This is a genomic window from Clostridium sp. CF012 (assembly GCF_018861755.1).
Lineage (GTDB): Bacteria > Bacillota > Clostridia > Clostridiales > Clostridiaceae > Clostridium_AD.
The window spans coordinates 1-18,519 of the sequence record NZ_JAHLEF010000047.1; the positions used below are offsets into that span (position 1 = coordinate 1).

Here is an 18,519-nt window from a genome sequence, read left to right on the forward strand (position 1 = left end):
CTTAATTATAAAAATATAAAGCATGAGATATCCAAAAATATGGATATCTCATGCTTTTTTTGTTCAAATTAGGAACCCAGTTGAAAAAACAACCATTTTTTCAGTGGCCTCAATAATTGGGGGTATTTTTAATTGATGCAACAACAGTATTGCAAATGTTGTTTTAGTAGTGATTTTTGACCTTTTATAAAAAAAAAAACAAAACCCTTTAGGAATTTGTTATAATGATAGATAAGTACAAATTTTAAAAAAATTATAAAAAATAGAAAAAAATAGAAATATTTTTCGTTAAAAAGATGATGAAATACAAAAAATATGTTATATTTGTATTATGGTACAAGCTAAAAGGTAAATATTGTATTAAAACACTTTAGGTCATGATTTAATTAGTATTTAAGGAAGTGATTTAAATGGAAATTATTAATAATAGATATAGAATAGTTAAATGTATAAAACAAAATAGGGTAGTTTCCAGTTATGTAGTTAATGACATAATAAAAAATTATGATACGGTGCAATTAAATATTATTAATTCAGAATATCTGAAAAGTGAATTAATGGAATTTTATACAAAAGAGTTCATTAGTTTAACTAATCTAAATTGTGAAAATATAACATCAGTATACGATTTTGACTTAGTTAATCTGTTAGATAATAAAAAATTAAATGATAAAGTATATTTTTACACAAATGAATATGTGCAAAATAATTTTAAAATTTTAGATATTGCAGGTGAAATGACAAAGGAAAAGATATTAGATTTGTTTATAGAAATTTGCCAAAGCATAAACTATCTTCATTTAAAAGGCTTTGCTTATGGAGGTATAAATTTATTCAATATTATAGTTTCCAATACGGTAAACAGTGATAAACATTGCGTTAAGTTTAAAGATTTTGCCACTATTGAACTTGAAAATCAGGGCTTCTGGAAGGCAGAAAATAACGAGGACTATTTTAAGTCACCAGAAATACTAGCAGGTGAAAAAGGAAGTATATCTAGTGATATATATTCTCTAGGGGTATTACTTTTTATTATATATATGAAAAGTAAAGATGAAAATTTCATTATTAATGAAGACGATGTAACTCTAAGTGGGTTCAGAATTGGGGAAATAATTAATGAAGATGAAAATTTCAATGTAAAATTCAAAAGTATAATCCACAAAATGATCTATAGTGATGCTACAAAAGCATACAAAAGTATTTCAGAATTGGTAATGGATATAAATAATGTTTTTGGTAAGGAGTATATACCTCATAGGAAAGAAGAAAGAGAAAAATTAAATTTCAATTTGAAAATGATAGGTAGAGATGATGAAGTTGATAAAATTGTAAACATATATGAATCTATCAAAAATAAAAGTAATTATAATTCCACTATTTTAATTCATGGAGAATCAGGTATTGGTAAAACTCGGTTTCTTAATTCGATAAAATATCTTTTTTCACTGAATAAAGTAAATATTTATAGCAGTTTTATATTGGAGGCGGCTACTAAAAATAGTAATAAGGCTTTTGTAGATATATTAAAACAATTCATTTCTGAATGTGAACCAGAGGTGCTCGAAAGATATGAATCTGAACTAGTAAAATTTATACCTGAACTAGGTGGTAAAAAGAAAATAATACCGTCAGAACCACTAAGTGGTGATAAGGAAAGGTTTAGACTTATACATTCCGCAACGGGCTTTATTGAAGAATGTATAAATAACAAACCAATAGTTATTATTATTGATAATTTTCACTTAGCTGATGATTTTACCATAGAGTTAATGGAATATCTTATGAGAAAAAAGCTGCCTAATAAAAATATTATGGTGATAATGTCCTATTGTGATGGAGAATGTGTGATAAATAAGAGATTCACTGAATTCAATAAAAATATATCCCAAAGCAATGGTGTAACAAACATTTTTTTAAAAGAGCTAGATGAAAAAGAAGTAGGTATAATGATTCAAAGTATCCTTAGTATGCCTAAAATACCCTATAAATTAGCAGCTAGTATATATGAAAAAACAAAGGGTAATCCATTATTTGTACAAGAAATTATAAAGAGTTTTTATAGTAAAAAATATATTTATGTAGATAGTAAAGAGGGTTATTGGGCTACGGATTATGAATATTCTGCATTTATAGTACCAATAGATATGCATGGAGTACTATTAAATCAAGTTAAAGAAATGGGAGAACTTAACTATCAGATTTTACAAATAATATCAATGTTTAATAGTGCTGTTTCTTTAGATATAATTGTGAGTTTTATTGAAAGAAGCGATAGTGATTTGGAAAAAGCTATTGAAGGCCTTATTTCCTCGGGAATACTATGTAAAAAAATTGAGGATAGAGGTTTCGTATTTGATTTTTACAATAAATTTCTTAAAAGTCTTATGTATGAAAAAATTAGGTCGGAAGATAGAAAAGCTATGCACAGATTAGCCTCAGTAGTGCTTGAAAATCAATATAAACAGGGTGGTACTGAATATATTGATGAATTAATTTATCACTTAGAAAAATCTAATCAAGAAGAAAAGATTATTAATTATTGTATTGAAAATGCTGAAAAAATGAAGCTTCTAAAAAATAGAAGTGATGCAATAAAAAATTTAACTAAAGCTGCATCTGTAATAAATTATTCCTGGGAGCCAGTTAAAAGTATAAAGCTTATTATGGACCTTGCGAATTTACATGAACAAGAAGGTCACATTGATTTAGCTATAAAATACTATCTATCAATACAGAAGTATATGGGAAATGTAGAGCTTCACAAATATATAATTGATAGTTTAATTAAAATAGCAGAAATATATTTAAGTAAAAATAATATAGATAGTACTGTTTATTACATTAAAAAAATTCAGAATATGCTTACCAAAGTAGATTATGTTACAGGAATGCTCAAATGCCAAGGAATTCTTGCTTCCGTATATGACATAAAGCAAGAATATGAAAGTGTACAAACTATATGTAACAGTTGTATAGAACTTTGCAACGCTGAGTATGAAGAATTAAAGACCATATTTTATAACCATAAGGGATTAGCTTATTTAAGAAGTGGTAGAACACAGGAAGCTTTAGTAATTTTTGAAAAAAATATAGAAGTTTGTAACAAATATAATAATATCGAGGGGTTAATAAAATCATTAAATAGAATAGGTGTTATTTATGGGGATTATTATCAAGAGGATGATAAGGCCATAAGGTATTTCCAAGAGATGAAGGATATATGTGAAAAAAATAATATGAGTTCAAAGGTCATACTTGCTTTAATAAATATTGGCGCTACATATTTATTAAAGGAGCAGTATGAAATATCCTTACAATATTTTATGGAGACACTAGAAATATGTAAAAAGTATGAGGATGAATTCCATGTTTTTTATTGTTACAGTTCTATTGCTAGTGCCTATTTGAAATTGGGGGACTATGATAATGCGTATAAATATTACGAACTTTGCAATAAAGAGTTAGAAAATTATCCTAATCAAGGGAAAGAGATAGGTGAGTTTTATTTTTTGGCCGCTGAAATAAATTATAAATTGGGGGATTTAAAAAAGAGCCAGATATATATTCAGAAGGCATTAGATATATATGAGCATGATGAATGTATTTTTAAATGGCGGGCCCAGATTTTAAATGAATATATAAGATTTCATTTTAGGGATAATGATGAAAATTTAAATGAAAATATTAATAACATTATAAATATAGCAAGTAAAATATCCTTATTAAGTAGTAGACTTAACATATTTTATGAGGTAGTAATCTTTTTATATGAAAATGGGAAACAAGAACATATACCTATTATTTTTAGTGAAATTAACAAGATTGACATTGATGTAAAAGAGCATAGAGTCTATGTTAAAAAATTATATGTTGATGGGTTAATTGAAAAGAAGAAGAACATTAAATTTTTCAATGCAGCCTTAGAATATTCAAATAAGTATAATGAAATAGATATATATTGGAGAGTATATACTGCAATGGGGGATTATTACTTTGATAAAAAGGATTATTTTTATGCAGTGATCTACTATCTTGAGGCTTGTGGTATATTAAAGGATATAATTCACAAGTTATCCGCGCAGTGCAGATTGTCTTATATTAAGCTAAATAATGCCTTTAGGCCTTTCAATAAATTTTTAGCGATTAATAGCTATTATAAGGGCAATAAAGATACGAAAGTATTAGAAGAAGAACCCTTTAATGTGAAGGATGAGGTCGGACTATTATATATACTAGAGCAAGTAAATCATAAAGATATTTTAAATAACAAGAACTTTATAAAGTCTATAAAAAAAATATATTCATCCTCTCTTCATGAAGATATTCATGACATAAGTGATGTATTAGAAAATTTACAAGGAGACAATGGAAAAGACTTAGAGCTTATAATTGATTATTTATCATATATAACACTAGCCACAAGAGGAACTATTATTATAAAGGATAATGATAATGCCTATAAAGTTATTGCATCTAGTGATAGGAGATATGAGTTGCCACAAAACCAAGAGGTGTTATCTAAAATTTTGACTGGAGAAAGACCAGTTTCAGTAACAGATGTATCCTTAGAACAAAATATAAATGGAGATACAAATAGCATTCATAATACCTTAAAGGCGTTTATTTGTATCCCTATTATTATGGAAAATGTAAGTGAAAAGGGCACTATAAAAAGTGAGAGACGAAAAAATATGCAAGGCAGTAAAGACGTGATTGGATATGTATATATCGAATCACAAAGGGTATTAAATAATCTTAATAACGATAGCATGAAAAAGTGTATGGAACTCAGTAAAGTTATCGGTGTAATAATTGAAAAATATAAATTTAGATTGACTGCGTCTATTGATAAATTGACGGGGACTCTTACTAGAAAATACCTAGAAGAGGCATTAGGTGAACAAATTGAAGTATCAAGTCAAACAGGAAGTGAATTTTCACTTATTATGTATGATTTAGATCATTTTAAAATAATAAATGATAAGTTTGGACATAGAACAGGAGATTACGTGCTAAAAAGGGTTTGCGATGTTGTGATGAGTAATTTAAGAGAAACAGATATTGTAGGTAGATATGGTGGTGAAGAATTTATTGTTATTCTTCCAGGCACTGGTATTTGCGATGCTGAGATTATAGCTGAAAAACTTCGGGCTAAAATAGAGGGAGAAAAAATACTAGACAATAGGCGAGATGTTACTGTAAGTTTGGGTGTTGCATCCTATCCCCTTCATGGAGAGTGGCAGGAAGAATTAGTTGAAAGAGTAGATCAAGCACTATATGTGGCAAAGCAGCAGGGTCGAAATAGATATGATATTTGGAATAGTGAATTCTCTAAAAAGGCGAAAAGGACAGATAGACTTACTGGAATAATATCTGGCAATGCAATACAAGACCATAGAAATGTACTTGCTATGATAGAATTAATTGAGCTTACAAACGTAAACTCAAGGCGAGAAGATAAAATATATAGTTTATTAGGTAGAATTATTGAAATTACAGAAGCCCAAAAGGGGATTTTATTTATTTTGGAAGATGACAATATTATAGACCAATATTCAAGAAAGATTTTCAAAAATGAATGGATGGATATCGATACCTATAATAAGAAGATAATAAAATCCGTAATTGATAGTAAACAGGGAGTATGCAAAATAGATTGGGATACAATAACTGAGTATGATACCGTTACAGGTGTTCCAAACTGGCAATCGGTGATGGCAATTCCATTGATTTACGGTGACATAGTAAAAGGAGTATTATACTTAACGGAATCAACGATGACAAAAGAATTTAGTTTTGAGGATTTTAACTTTGTAAATACTCTGGGGAAGATAATAGTTCAAATACTATAGCATTACTTTTTAATATGTTTTAAGTACAATTTAAGAACAAGTTCAGTCAACCCTTAGTAATTAGTTACTGAGGGTTTTAAGACTTTGAAGGAAGTTATAGAATTTTCAATCAGAAAATAAATGCTTTTGTTTTTCAACTATAGTATAGACAAAATAAAAATGAGGAAACATAGATGTATAAAACACTTGTGATATTAGCAGTGTGGAATAATATGGTGTATAATGAAGATAATAAAAGCCTGGTGCCACTCAAGTGGCAAGTGGCAAGTTTGCAAGAACTCAATTACAAAATAATAATTTAGATTTTCGCGAAAAGTATGAGGAGGAGAAAAATGAAATTTACAATTGGTACTATATATCATGGTTTTAAGTTAATCCAGGAGAAAAATATAGAAGAGTTAAATTCAGTTACAAGAATATTTGAACATGAGAAAAGTGGAGCTAGATTAATGCATATAGAAAATGATGATGATAACAAGGTGTTTTCTATAGGGTTTAGAACGCCACCTAAAAGCAGTAATGGACTTCCACATATACTAGAGCATTCAGTGCTTTGTGGCTCTAGAAAGTTTCCGACAAAGGAGCCTTTTGTAGAACTCATAAAGGGATCTTTAAATACATTTTTAAATGCTATGACTTTTTCTGATAAAACAATATACCCTTTAGCTAGTAAAAATGAAAAAGACTTCTTTAACCTTATGGATGTATATTTAGATGCAGTTTTTTATCCTAATCTATACTCACAACCTGAAATATTAATGCAAGAGGGCTGGCATTATGAATTAGAAAACAAGGAAGATAAACTATCTTATAAAGGTGTAGTTTATAATGAGATGAAGGGTGCATTCTCGTCTCCTGAAGGATGCCTTATGCGTAAGATTCAAGAATCCTTATTCCCAGACACTTCCTATGGGGTAGAATCGGGCGGAGATCCAGAATTTATACCAGATTTAACGCAGGAGGAATTTGTAGAGTTTCATAAAAAATATTATCATCCATCAAATAGTTATATATTCCTATATGGAGATGGAAACATTGATAAAGAGTTACAATTTATTAGCGAAAAATATCTAAATGATTTTGATAGAATAGCAGTAGACTCAGCTATACAAATGCAAAAACCCTTTAGCAGTATGAGTGAAGTTAAAATAGATTATCCTATTTCATCAGATGATGATGAAAAGGATAAAAGTTTCTTAAGCATGAACTTTGTAACAGGGGATAATATTAGCCAGCCAGAATTACACTTAGCTTTTGAAATTTTAGAGTATTTATTACTAGAAAGTGCTGCAGCGCCATTAAAGAGAGCCCTTGTTGAAGCGGACCTTGGCAAAGATGTATTCGGAAGCTTTGATAATAGTATATTGCAACCAGTGTTCAGTATAGTAGTAAAGAATTCTAATGAAGCTAAAAAAGAAGAATTTAAGGAAATTGTGTATGCAACGTTAAAGAATTTAGTTAAAGAGGGAATAGACAAAAAGCTAATAGAGGCTTGTATAAATATTACAGAATTTAAATTACGAGAGGCTGATTTAGGAGGTTTCCCAAAAGGCTTATTCTATTATATAACTAGTATGGACAGTTGGCTTTATGATAAAGACCCAACTATGCATTTAGAGTATGAAAGTTATTTAGGCAAAATAAAAGCTGCATTAACTACTAATTATTTTGAAAGCCTTATAGATAAGTATTTAATAAACAATACCCATAGTTCTATGGTTATTTTGAATGGTAAGAAGGGCCTAGCAGAACAAAAATCCAAGGCAGTAGAAGAGAAGCTTGCTAAGTATAAGGCTGGTATTTCAGAAAGTGAAATAGAGAAAATAGTTCAAGGTACAAAAGCTCTTAAAGAGAGACAAATGACACCAGATTCTGTAGAAGTGCTTGAAACTATTCCACTACTTGAGCGTTCAGACATTGAAACTACAGTAGAACATCTACCACTAAAGGTAAAGGATGAAAATGGAGTAAAGGTATTATCTCATAATATATTTACTAATAAAATAGCCTATATAAATATATTATTTGATGCTAAAAAAGTGGATGTGAAGTTACTATCTTATGTAACCTTACTATCAACTCTTTTAGGAAGGGTAAGTACTCAGAATACTAATTATCCTGATTTATCTAATGAAATTAATATCCACACAGGTGGAATTCATTTTACAACTGAGGTATATGGTGACAGTGAAAATTTTGAAGAATACAGTCCAAAACTTGTAGTAAAGAGTAAAGCACTAGTTCCAAAGCTTCCTAAGCTCTTTGATATTATGGTGGAGATAATCAATACTACTAAATTTGATGAAAAGAAGCGTTTGAAGGAGCTAATTCAACAATTAAAATCAAGGCAGGAAATGAAAATCCTTGATAGAGGACATATGGCAGCAGCTGGAAGGCTTACTTCCTACTTTTCGCCAGCTTCAGCCTATATAGAAAAGACTACAGGAATATCTTTTTATGAATTTATCAATGATATCGAAAGAAATTTTGATAATAAAGCAGAGGAAATTATTGAAAACTTAAATAAGGTATCAAAGCTTATATTTAACAAGAACAATCTTATAGTAAGCGTTACAGGAGAAGAGGATATATATACTGCCTTTGCTACAGAATTACCTAAGATTATAAGCATACTAGGACAAGAAGAACTGCCAGATGCGAAATATGACTTTGAGCTTAATAAGAATAATGAAGGATTATTATCATCATCAGATGTTCAGTATGTAGCTAAAGGGTATAATTTCATTAAGCAAGGTTACTCTTATTCAGGTAAGATGCTAGTACTTAAAACTATAGCAAGCCTCGACTACTTATGGAATAGAGTGCGTGTTCAGGGTGGTGCCTATGGTGGTTTTGCAAACTTAGCTAGAAGTGGAAACATAGTATTTGTATCTTATAGGGATCCTAATGTGGTAGAAACCTTAAAGGCTTACGATGGAATATGTGACTATATAGGAACTTTTGAAGCTTCTGAAAGAGAAATGACTAAATATATTATAGGAACAATCAGTGAACTTGATTCACCACTAACACCTACTATGAAGGGTGAAAGAGCTACAGCATTCTATATAAGAGGTATTTCAGAAGAACAGAGACAAACAGAAAGAGATGAAGTGTTAGGTACAAAGGCAGAGGACATTAAGTCCTTTAAATCACTCTTAGATGATGTTATAAAAGAAAACTGTTTTTGTGTACTAGGAAATGAAAATAAACTTAAAGATAACAAAGAAATATTCACTACTTTAGTAAACGTATTTAAATAATGAAAAGATGCCTGGTGCCACCCACGTGGCAAGTGGCATCTTTTTTTTAAAAAATAAAAAAAATTGTATGAATTTTCATAGAATATAGAAGGTAACTGGACGTATTTTGTAGTATATTATTATTTATATAGAAAAGTAATGATTTAATGTAAGGGGGCAATTTGGATGGCTATTAAAGCACTTTTCACATACAACTACGGTGGTGAGAAAATGAAAGATATAGAAACTTTTGGCTATGATATAAAAGTAGTGAAAGAGAAAGATTTAATTTACAGTGATGATTTAGAGGATGTGGAAGTTTTAATTTGTTATGATCCCTTTAAAACCCTAGAGGTAGAGAAAATGAAAAAGTTAAAATGGATTCAACTATCTAGCATAGGCATTGACCAACTTCCGACAGAGTATGTTAAAAATACTTCTATTATAATTACCAATAATAAAGGTGGCTATAGTATACCTATGGGAGAATGGATTGTATTAAAAGCGCTAGAACTATTTAAAAATAGTAAGGTACTATATGAAAATCAAACTAATAGGAAATGGAAGATGGATACAAGTATTATGGAGCTATATGGAAAGACTATAGGTTTTGTAGGAACAGGTACTATAGCATTAGAGGCAGCTAAAAGATTTCAGGGCTTTGGAGTAAACATATTAGGTGTGAATACGGATGGTAGAGATATTCAATATTTTAATAAATGTTATGCTATGACTGAGCTAAATGAAATGCTTAAGTTATGTGATGTGGTTGTAGGGACCATACCATATACAAAATCTACACACCATTTAATTAATGAAGAGAGATTTACTGAAATGAAGCCTGGGGCTTTTTTCATAAATGTAGCTAGAGGGAGTATTGTGGATGAAGTTTCTTTAATTAAAAATTTAAGAAGCGGTAAGCTAGCAGGGGCTGCTTTGGATGTATATGAAGAAGAACCACTAAAAGAAAATAATTCATTATGGGATTTAAATAATGTTATATTGACTTCGCATAATTCCTGGATTTCAGAGATGAGAAACCAGAGAAGGTTTGACCTTATCTATAAGAATATGAAAAGATATGTACTAGGGGAAGAGTTAGTAAATGTAGTAAATTTAAAAAAAGGGTACTAAGGACTACGTAATATTATAGTTGCAACTTGCCACTTGCCACGTGGATGGCACCAAAGGAGGAAATTATGAACGCAGAAATATTAGCAGTAGGAACGGAAATATTGCTCGGGGATATAGTCAATACAAATGCACAATATCTTGCTAAGAGACTTGCAGATTTAGGCATATCAGTTTACCATCAGTCAGTGGTTGGAGACAATCCAGAAAGACTACTCGAATCCTATAGACTAGCTTTTAGTAGAGCTGATTTAGTTATAACTACTGGGGGACTTGGACCTACAAAGGACGATTTAACTAAAGAAGTAGCTTTTGATTATTTTGGGAAACCGAGTGTGGTTCATGAAGCTTCTCTAAAGGTTCTTCAAAGTCATTTTAAAGACACAAATAGACCAATGACGAAAAATAATTTAAAACAGGCATATTTCCCAGTAGATGCAGTGATACTTCCTAATAATAACGGAACGGCACCAGGATGTATAATTGAGGAAAATGGGAAGATAGTTGCACTTTTACCTGGACCACCTAGAGAAATGAAACCTATGTTTGAGGAGTCTGTAGTTCCTTATCTTGAGAAGTTTCAGCAGGGTATATTAGTTTCCAAAGTGCTTAGAGTTATAGGCGTGGGGGAGAGCTCAGCTGAAGAGATGATAGAAGATATATTAGATAATCAAACCAACCCAACGGTAGCGCCTTATGCTAAAGATGGAGAAATGGTTTTTAGAATTACCGCAAAGGCAAATACGCAGCAGCAAGGCATAAAACTTATGGAGCCTATGGAAGCCGAAATACGTAGAAGATTAGGCGATAACATTTATGGGGTCGGGGATATAACCTTAGAGAATGTACTTGGAGAGATGCTCATAAATAAAAAGTTAACTATAGCTACGGCAGAGTCTTGCACAGGAGGAATGGTAGCTGCAAAGCTTATAAATTACCCAGGAATATCTTCTGTGTTTATGGAGGGCATCGTGACTTATAGCAATGAGGCGAAAATTAATAGATTGGGGGTTTCCATAGAAACCTTAGATAAGTATGGAGCAGTAAGCAGCGAAGTAGCAGCCGAGATGGCACAAGGTATAGCAAAAACAGCAGGCACTAGTATTGGAATTTCCACCACAGGTATTGCAGGTCCAGATGGTGGAAGCCCCGAAAAACCAGTGGGACTTGTATATGTAGGGATATATATGAATGGCCAAGTTAAAACAAAGATGCTTAAATTATCTGGTGATAGGCAGAAAATAAGGGAAAGAGCAACTATGCAGCTTTTGGACTTGCTTAGGAGGGAACTACTATAAATTACAGCTTTAAAACTTCGATTTCAAACGTTAACTTAAAAAGGATGGGGTCTAAATGCATAATAAAGAAATAAATATATGTTTAGTGGGGTTTGGAAATGCGGCGCAGGAGTTTTGTAGAATACTAATAACTAAGAACTTAGAACTTAAAGAGAGTACTGGATATGATATTAAAGTCACAGCTATTGCAGGTAGGTCTAAGGGCTCAATTATCAACGCTAAGGGAATAAACCTTGAGAAGGCCCTTATAGATGTGAAAAACACTGGAAGCTTTGATTCTAGTGCAGAAGATGCAGCGACTATGGAAACACTGCAGGTTATACATCAGTGTAATGCTAACCTATTAGTTGAACTAAGCACTTTATCTATTTATGATGGAGAGCCAGCAATAACTCATATAGAGAATGCTTTTGAGCTAGGCATGCATGTTATAACAGGGAACAAAGGACCTATTGCCTTTAAGTATCAAAAGCTTCGCGATAATTCAAAAAAGCGAGGCCTGCAATTTTTATATGAAACTACGGTTATGGATGGCACTCCTATTTTTAATTTTGTTAAATACACACTTCCAGGATGTAAGGTGTTATCCTTTAAAGGAATATTAAATTCTACCACCAATTTTGTGTTAGAACAAATGGAAAGTGGAAATAGTTATGAAGATTCTATTAAAGAAGCTAAAAGAAGAGGGTTTGCAGAAGAAGACCCTTCAATGGATATTGATGGGTGGGATGCAGCGGCAAAAACTGCAGCCTTACTAAATGTGTTAATGGACACAAATATAAAACCTACACAAATAGATAGAAGTGGAATAGCACATATTACTTTAGAGGAAATAGAAAAGGCTAAAGAAAAACAGTGCAAAATCAAGCTTTTATGTGAAGGATATATTGAAGATAATGTAGCAAAAGGCAGGGTACAACCAGTTTATATAAATTATAAAGATACCTTTAGCAATATAGATGCTACATCCTCTATATTAGCTATAACCACAGACTTAATGGGAGAAATACAAGTAATAGAAAAGAACCCTGAAATTCAGCAGACAGCCTATGGCATATATAGTGATTTGCTTACACTTATAAAGAATTTATAGTTTGTAAAATGTAAGTATTAAGAGAATTTAGACATTTTCTTATAACTATAAAGGCACATACCAATATTGGTATGTGCCTTAAAAAATATATATGTTACTTTCATGGATTTATAAATTTTATCTAGTAGTAACAGGTGGAACAAAGACCCTTGCTGCCAGCTCTGTATCTAGTAGATAAAGACTTGTAGGGTCATCATTAATTCTTTCAAGTCTTTTTATTAGGCCACTAAAGCTAGATTCTTCCTCAACTTGCTCATCAATAAACCATTTAAGTAAGCTTATAGTAGCATGTTCTCTTTCTTCTGTAGCAATATCAGTAAGATTGTAAATTTTACTAGTTACAATTTTCTCATGATTATATGATATTTGGAAAGCTTCAAGAAGTGATTTAAAATCATTTTGAGGATCTGGCATCCCTTCTAGAACTATTCTTCCATTCATTTCATTTACATAATTATAAAATTTCATAGCATGAAATTTTTCTTCTTCGGCTTGAACTTTAAACCAATTAGAAAAACCATCAAAATCTTCTGCAGCGCAGTAAGCTGCCATAGCTAAATAAATGTGTGCAGAGTAAAGCTCAAAGTTTATTTGTTTGTTTAGTTCACTTAATAATTTTTCGCTTATCATAATAATCCTCCTCATGTTCCTCTAGGGCAAAAACAATAATTAGGCCCTTGAAACCGTAAATTCGTAATAGTATACAATATTGTCTGAGTATTGATAATAATTTTTATTTAATTATCAATATTAAAGAATACTTTTATTATACACCTAATAAATTATACTGTATATATTATTAACTAATGTTTAAAAATTATTAACTAATGTTCAAAATTAATATAAAGGCACATAAAAACAAATAACAAGTGAAATATGCTAGCATACGACTTATTATTTATTTTCATGTGCTTAAGGTAATAATTTTTCTAAATTTATAATTCCTGAACCTTGCATATATTTGGGAAAATTTATTAAGCTTGAAGATACTTTTAGCAATGCCAATGTATCTTTGAAACATAAACCACTATTATTTTCATAGAGCAGAGCACATATACCACTTATAAAAGCCGCGGAGCAAGAAGTTCCAGTGTAGGTGGTATATAAATTAGTGATATGACTAGGATAGAGCTTCATACCATTCTTTTCAGAGATGTATTTTGTATCTGAGATCAAGGAACAAATATCAACACAGGCAGAAATCAAATTGGGTTTATCATGTTTTTGAAAAGGACCACAGGAAGAATATTCATATATTTTTGGATCCGAAGTGCTATCATACCCACCAACAGTTATACAATTACTAAGAGTAGCTATGCCACGTATTGAACTTTTAACACTTTTACTACTTCCGCTAGGAACAATTACTACAAGCCCTTTTGATATTGCAAGGTCAAATAGCTTTGAAAACAGTGAAAGAACGAATTCATTAGGTTCCAGTGTTTCAAAAGGAAGGCAAATTATTTTAATATTGAATTCACTACTCTCGTTAATTAGGGTTTCTATGGAAAATAAAATATCAGATATAAAACCTTTCCCAAGCTTATCAAAGGCCTTAATCATATAAAGGTGGCTACAACTTGCTACACCTTTGTACATACCCTTTGATCCATGACCACTACCACAAATTAATCCACTAATAAAGGTGCCATGACCATTATCATCATAAGGATAATTTATATTATTAACAACATCCGCGAATTTTCTAATCCTATTGCTGGGATTTAATAAGTCGCCATGTGGATACACACCACTATCAACTAGTCCAACACCAATGCCCTTACCAGTTAGGTTATAGTTACTTTGAAAGGATATACCATTAGATGAGAGTATGCTATTGCCACACAAATGAGCATAAGAATCAAAAGTTATATATGAGACTTGTGGATATTCTAGTAATCGGTCTATAGCGCTTGGGTTTAATATAGCACATATACAGTTTACGACCGGAATATGACGTAGGATTTCGCACTTTAATGATTTAATCTTATCTATGGTTTTAATTTCAAGGGACTTGCAGTATATTATTACCCTATAGTTCTCATATAGGTTAGACAGCAGTGCTTGGTTTAAGGTAGGATCTAATTTATGTTTCAAGGAAAACATGTATGCCTCCTAAGGTATTGTTACATTATTATAGTATATGCAAATTCTGAAAATATGTTAATAAAAAAAAAGTATATATTACTAAATAAATTTAGCAATATATACTTCTTAGTCTTCATTTTCTATCAATGAAAACATCTCACTGCACATGCTAAAGAAAGCATTAGCGATAGGAGTCAAGGTACGTTTTGAGTTAACAATCAAATATAGGTTTCTTTTTAAAAGTAAATCTTTAATTTTACTTATCTTTATTTTATTACTATCAATATAATCAAGGGAGATTTTGCCTGAAATAATAGCTACGCCTGTTCCCAGTTTAACAAATTGAAGGAGGTTGTCCAAAGTATTCACTTCACAAAATACGTTTAACAAATTAGGATTTATGGCCTTTGACTCAAGAGCCGTATCAAGAGTACTTCTAGTTGCAGAGTTTTTCCCTCTAATTATAAACTTATACTTTAGTAAATCTACTAAGGTTATTTCATCAGGAATATTAAGGTCTGGACTAGAGATTAGAACAAGATCATCTTCCATAAGCTTATAACTTTTAATTTTCCCGTTTTTAATGGTGCTTCCAACTATAGCAATTTCACACTGAAGGTCTATTATGTCTTTTATTATATTCCCAGAACTTTCTTCCGTAATATTAAATCGAACATCGGGGTAAAGCTGGCTGAATTTTTTTATAAGCGTAGGTACTAATGAATTACAGGGAGTGGTGCTAGCTGATAAATTTAATTTTCCAGATATTGTAGTATTAAAATTAGAAAGATTAGAAACAGCATTATTTCGAGTATTTATTATATTAATTGCATATTCTAAAAAGGAATGCCCAGCAGGTGTCAAGTATACTTCTTTAGATGTTCTGTCAAAAAGTTGAACATTTAATTCTCTTTCTAAGCTAGCTATATGAGAACTTATTGTAGGCTGGGATAAAAAAATTGTATTAGCAGCTTTCGAAAAACTTTTAAATCTGGCTACACTAATGAAGGCTTCGATCTGTTTGAAATCCATAAAGTATCCTCCTTGTTTTATGTGTTAAAAATCTATGTAGGTAGTAATTATCTTAAAAATTTAATATGTATGCATTCATATACAATTATGGGGGTATCTATTGGTAATTTCAATAGGTAAGATAAAAAAATAACACTTATTTCTCGAAAAAATAGAAAGAGCTTATTACCCTTTCCATTTAAATATTATTATACCTACAATCATTACACCGATGCCTATATATTTAGATAAAGCAAATTTAATTTGCTCCGCGCCAAACATTCCAAAGCTATCAATTATACCGGCAGCTAAAAGTTGAGCAACTAATATAGTTGCAATGGAGTAGGTTGGCCCTAGGCTCGTTATACCTCTCATAACAGAAAATATGATTAAAGCGCCTAGTACTCCTCCTAGTAAGTATAATTTATTCACTTCTTTTATATTTCTAAAATTACCATTACCAGCAATAAGGAGTATTATTAAGGTGAGAATTAACCCAGTACCTTGAACTAAAACGTTAGTTTCCCAAAGTCCAATTTTTTCACTTACCCGTGTATTGAAAACCCCTTGAAGACTCATAAGGATACCCGCAACTATAGAAAATATTAACCCCAATTACAATCACACTCCTCTAGGTTAGTTTACCCAGAATGTATTGTAATATTAAAAAAATATAATTATCAGCTTTCAGAAGTTGTTAATATTGTAACAAAAGAAGTACTAGGTTAATATCCATTATCCTGTCTTTCGTGATTAATGTTGTTTTTATACAAATATGCATTTTCAATATCTTCCACGGAAAACCCTAAATCTTTTCCTAAACTTAAAAAATTCTGAAAAATACTCATATAGTTATCTATAGAGGAACAGGTTATAAAATCTGAAATATTTATATATAAGTTTAAAAACTGCTGTGATAATTCACAAGTAATGTATTTAGTATTTAAAGTAATATCTTCAAAGTTTTTTTCTAGTCCGATGCTTAAAATAAAATGCAGACAATCAACATACTCCTCAAGAATTACATCAGCGCTTGAAGGAGCTTTTGTACTCCAAAACTTAAAACAACGTGTTTCATTTGCTAGCTCCCCTAGTTCTACTTGAAGGGATAGTATTTTCTTTCGTAACAAGGGTACTCCTGCAAGGTTATGTTCTGACTGGATTCGTTTATCTAAAACATCTTGCATCTGAAATAATCTCTGTAAGTTCATGTTGTAAACCACCTTTTTCCTGAAGTATATATTTTATAGAATGTAGTTTTTAACCACCATTTCATCATTATCATTTATAGGTTTCCAAAGCTCTACGCTACGGACTGTAATAGTTTTTGAAAAGTTCTCATCCTTAGCTAAATTACAGGCTGCTTCATATTCTGTATTAGACCACTCTCTATCAGCAAAAACCGTATTAGCTAGTGAAATATGTAAATTCCAATTTTCAATATGTTCGCGAACATTAAAGCCCTGTGATTTTAAAATAGAATTTATTTTTTTAGATAATTCATATATGGTACCACTATTATTAATGTTTAAGTTTACAGATTTAAATGGAGGGTCAAAACATATTACACCATTTAATTCAACTTGGAATTCAGTATAATCCATTAAAATATTTTTTAAAGAAGCATCCAAATCGCAAAGATTGGGATTCGTTATTATTTCTAAAGTTATATGAAGCATAGGTAAATTTGTTCCAGAACTATAGAGACTATACTTTTCACAAAATGTCTTTTGCAAAGATTCCACATACTTATAAGAATCACTGTCAAACAAGCCAACCAAGTAGTAAATCATTTATATCACCCTCAAACTTAAAACATAATTTAATTTTTTTAATATTCTCTTAAATCATAAGTCTTAACTATCATTTCTTTTTTGTTACTAATCTGTTTCCATAACTCAAGCCTACAAACCTTTGCAAACTTGAAAAAAACGTCCTTATCTAAATTAGAATCAATAGCAATTGTTCCACCATTATGTGATTTTTTAATAATATGATTAGCATTAGCCAACAGAATGCGTAAATCTATATTATCGTTCTCACTCTTAACGTTAAAACCATGTAAATCTAAGGTATCGGTAATACTTCTAGCTAAACGATAAATATATCCTTTGTCTTCAACTTTAAGATTAACTTGAGTAAAGTTTTCAGTTAAACTAATACTATTGTTTATATTAACTTTAAACTTTTTATAAGGAATCATAAATTTAGAAACAACTACATCTAATTTTTCTAAATCGGGATTCGTTATAGCACATATGGATATATAAAGATTAGGAGAGCTTTTGTATAGTTTATATTTTCTACAAATATCTCTTTGAATATTTTGAATTGTAGCATTAGATCCATCGTCAAATAAAGCAACTAAAAAATATTTCATATTTTTCCTCCGAATAAAATTAATAACCAAGATTGGTTAACATTATTTTGATTAAATTATAACTATATTATAACATATTTTTTTAGTTTTGTATTTTCTATGTAAATTTATGTATACACCGTTTATTAGCATAATTAATTTTAATTATGCTAATAATAATTTTGTAATTAATTATAAGGAGGTGATTTTAATATGCAACATAACGATAGTATAGGTTGTGTAGTAAATGAGTGTAAATTTCATTGTAAAGATGATAATTATTGTACTTTAAACAAAATCGAAGTTATAAAACATGAAAGTATTGCTAAAACACAAGAATGTACAGACTGCGGAAGTTTTAAAACAACATAATAATATAAAAATCACCCGTGGTAACCGGGTGATTTTTATATTATTATGAAAAAAAACATGACTATTTTGA

At 30.5% G+C, this 18,519-nt stretch carries 14 protein-coding genes; 7 read left to right on the forward strand and 7 right to left on the reverse strand.

Going from position 1 to position 18,519, the window contains the following annotated elements; all coding sequences use genetic code 11:
- The first annotated feature begins 410 nt into the window (after positions 1-410).
- The 6 genes from KPL50_RS24070 (at position 411) to KPL50_RS24090 (ending at position 12,619) form a co-directional block, all read left to right on the forward strand.
- On the forward strand, positions 411-5,855 hold the full coding sequence (locus tag KPL50_RS24070; RefSeq protein WP_216301037.1) for a diguanylate cyclase: 5,445 nt from the start codon (positions 411-413) through the stop codon (positions 5,853-5,855).
- Between the two features lie 173 nt (positions 5,856-6,028).
- Complete coding sequence (locus KPL50_RS27615) at positions 6,029-6,157, forward strand: hypothetical protein (RefSeq protein WP_290443289.1); 129 nt, start codon at positions 6,029-6,031, stop codon at positions 6,155-6,157.
- A 30-nt stretch (positions 6,158-6,187) separates the two neighbouring features.
- A complete protein-coding gene (locus KPL50_RS24075) occupies positions 6,188-9,118 on the forward strand; it encodes an insulinase family protein (RefSeq protein WP_216301038.1) in 2,931 nt (976 codons plus the stop codon).
- 165 nt (positions 9,119-9,283) lie between these two features.
- Positions 9,284-10,231: a phosphoglycerate dehydrogenase gene (locus KPL50_RS24080; RefSeq protein ID WP_216301039.1), complete on the forward strand. Its 948-nt coding sequence runs from the start codon at positions 9,284-9,286 to the stop codon at positions 10,229-10,231.
- Between the two features lie 65 nt (positions 10,232-10,296).
- A complete protein-coding gene (locus KPL50_RS24085) occupies positions 10,297-11,526 on the forward strand; it encodes a competence/damage-inducible protein A (RefSeq protein WP_216301040.1) in 1,230 nt (409 codons plus the stop codon).
- A gap of 55 nt (positions 11,527-11,581) precedes the next feature.
- Entirely contained in the window at positions 11,582-12,619 is a 1,038-nt protein-coding gene (locus KPL50_RS24090) for a hypothetical protein (RefSeq protein WP_216301041.1), read from the forward strand.
- A gap of 117 nt (positions 12,620-12,736) precedes the next feature.
- Here KPL50_RS24090 and KPL50_RS24095 read toward each other — a convergent pair whose 3' ends face one another.
- From KPL50_RS24095 to KPL50_RS24125, 7 genes are all read right to left on the reverse strand, one after another.
- Entirely contained in the window at positions 12,737-13,249 is a 513-nt protein-coding gene (locus KPL50_RS24095; protein WP_216301042.1) for a ferritin, read from the reverse strand.
- Positions 13,250-13,531: 282 nt separating this feature from the next.
- The gene (locus KPL50_RS24100; protein ID WP_216301043.1) at positions 13,532-14,725 is read right to left on the reverse strand and encodes a S8 family serine peptidase; all 1,194 of its coding nucleotides are present in this window, start codon (positions 14,723-14,725) and stop codon (positions 13,532-13,534) included.
- A gap of 108 nt (positions 14,726-14,833) precedes the next feature.
- Positions 14,834-15,739: a selenium metabolism-associated LysR family transcriptional regulator gene (locus KPL50_RS24105; protein WP_216301044.1), complete on the reverse strand. Its 906-nt coding sequence runs from the start codon at positions 15,737-15,739 to the stop codon at positions 14,834-14,836.
- Positions 15,740-15,904: 165 nt separating this feature from the next.
- The gene (locus KPL50_RS24110; RefSeq protein ID WP_375372959.1) at positions 15,905-16,333 is read right to left on the reverse strand and encodes a DMT family transporter; all 429 of its coding nucleotides are present in this window, start codon (positions 16,331-16,333) and stop codon (positions 15,905-15,907) included.
- 110 nt (positions 16,334-16,443) lie between these two features.
- Positions 16,444-16,929, reverse strand: a complete 486-nt coding sequence (locus KPL50_RS24115) for a dUTP diphosphatase (protein ID WP_216301045.1) — start codon at positions 16,927-16,929, stop codon at positions 16,444-16,446.
- A gap of 33 nt (positions 16,930-16,962) precedes the next feature.
- The gene (locus tag KPL50_RS24120) at positions 16,963-17,511 is read right to left on the reverse strand and encodes a 2'-5' RNA ligase family protein (RefSeq protein ID WP_216301046.1); all 549 of its coding nucleotides are present in this window, start codon (positions 17,509-17,511) and stop codon (positions 16,963-16,965) included.
- Positions 17,512-17,549: 38 nt separating this feature from the next.
- Complete coding sequence (locus KPL50_RS24125) at positions 17,550-18,098, reverse strand: hypothetical protein (protein ID WP_216301047.1); 549 nt, start codon at positions 18,096-18,098, stop codon at positions 17,550-17,552.
- A gap of 192 nt (positions 18,099-18,290) precedes the next feature.
- On the opposite strand from KPL50_RS24125, the gene KPL50_RS24130 reads away from it, so the two are divergent.
- Positions 18,291-18,449 carry a DUF1540 domain-containing protein gene (locus KPL50_RS24130; protein WP_216301048.1) on the forward strand — a complete coding sequence of 53 codons (159 nt, stop codon included), beginning with the start codon at positions 18,291-18,293 and terminating at the stop codon, positions 18,447-18,449.
- Positions 18,450-18,519: the final 70 nt, after the last annotated feature.

What these genes read in the sequence shown, in the direction of transcription:
- KPL50_RS24115 (WP_216301045.1), bottom strand. Translation starts at nt 16,929, where the DNA reads ATGAACTTACAGAGATTATTTCAGATGCAAGATGTTTTAGATAAACGA.
- KPL50_RS24080 (WP_216301039.1), top strand. Translation starts at nt 9,284, where the DNA reads ATGGCTATTAAAGCACTTTTCACATACAACTACGGTGGTGAGAAAATG.
- KPL50_RS27615 (WP_290443289.1), top strand. Translation starts at nt 6,029, where the DNA reads ATGTATAAAACACTTGTGATATTAGCAGTGTGGAATAATATGGTGTAT.
- KPL50_RS24120 (WP_216301046.1), bottom strand. Translation starts at nt 17,511, where the DNA reads ATGATTTACTACTTGGTTGGCTTGTTTGACAGTGATTCTTATAAGTAT.
- KPL50_RS24095 (WP_216301042.1), bottom strand. Translation starts at nt 13,249, where the DNA reads ATGATAAGCGAAAAATTATTAAGTGAACTAAACAAACAAATAAACTTT.
- KPL50_RS24085 (WP_216301040.1), top strand. Translation starts at nt 10,297, where the DNA reads ATGAACGCAGAAATATTAGCAGTAGGAACGGAAATATTGCTCGGGGAT.
- KPL50_RS24100 (WP_216301043.1), bottom strand. Translation starts at nt 14,725, where the DNA reads ATGTTTTCCTTGAAACATAAATTAGATCCTACCTTAAACCAAGCACTG.
- KPL50_RS24130 (WP_216301048.1), top strand. Translation starts at nt 18,291, where the DNA reads ATGCAACATAACGATAGTATAGGTTGTGTAGTAAATGAGTGTAAATTT.
- KPL50_RS24090 (WP_216301041.1), top strand. Translation starts at nt 11,582, where the DNA reads ATGCATAATAAAGAAATAAATATATGTTTAGTGGGGTTTGGAAATGCG.
- KPL50_RS24105 (WP_216301044.1), bottom strand. Translation starts at nt 15,739, where the DNA reads ATGGATTTCAAACAGATCGAAGCCTTCATTAGTGTAGCCAGATTTAAA.
- KPL50_RS24125 (WP_216301047.1), bottom strand. Translation starts at nt 18,098, where the DNA reads ATGAAATATTTTTTAGTTGCTTTATTTGACGATGGATCTAATGCTACA.
- KPL50_RS24075 (WP_216301038.1), top strand. Translation starts at nt 6,188, where the DNA reads ATGAAATTTACAATTGGTACTATATATCATGGTTTTAAGTTAATCCAG.
- KPL50_RS24070 (WP_216301037.1), top strand. Translation starts at nt 411, where the DNA reads ATGGAAATTATTAATAATAGATATAGAATAGTTAAATGTATAAAACAA.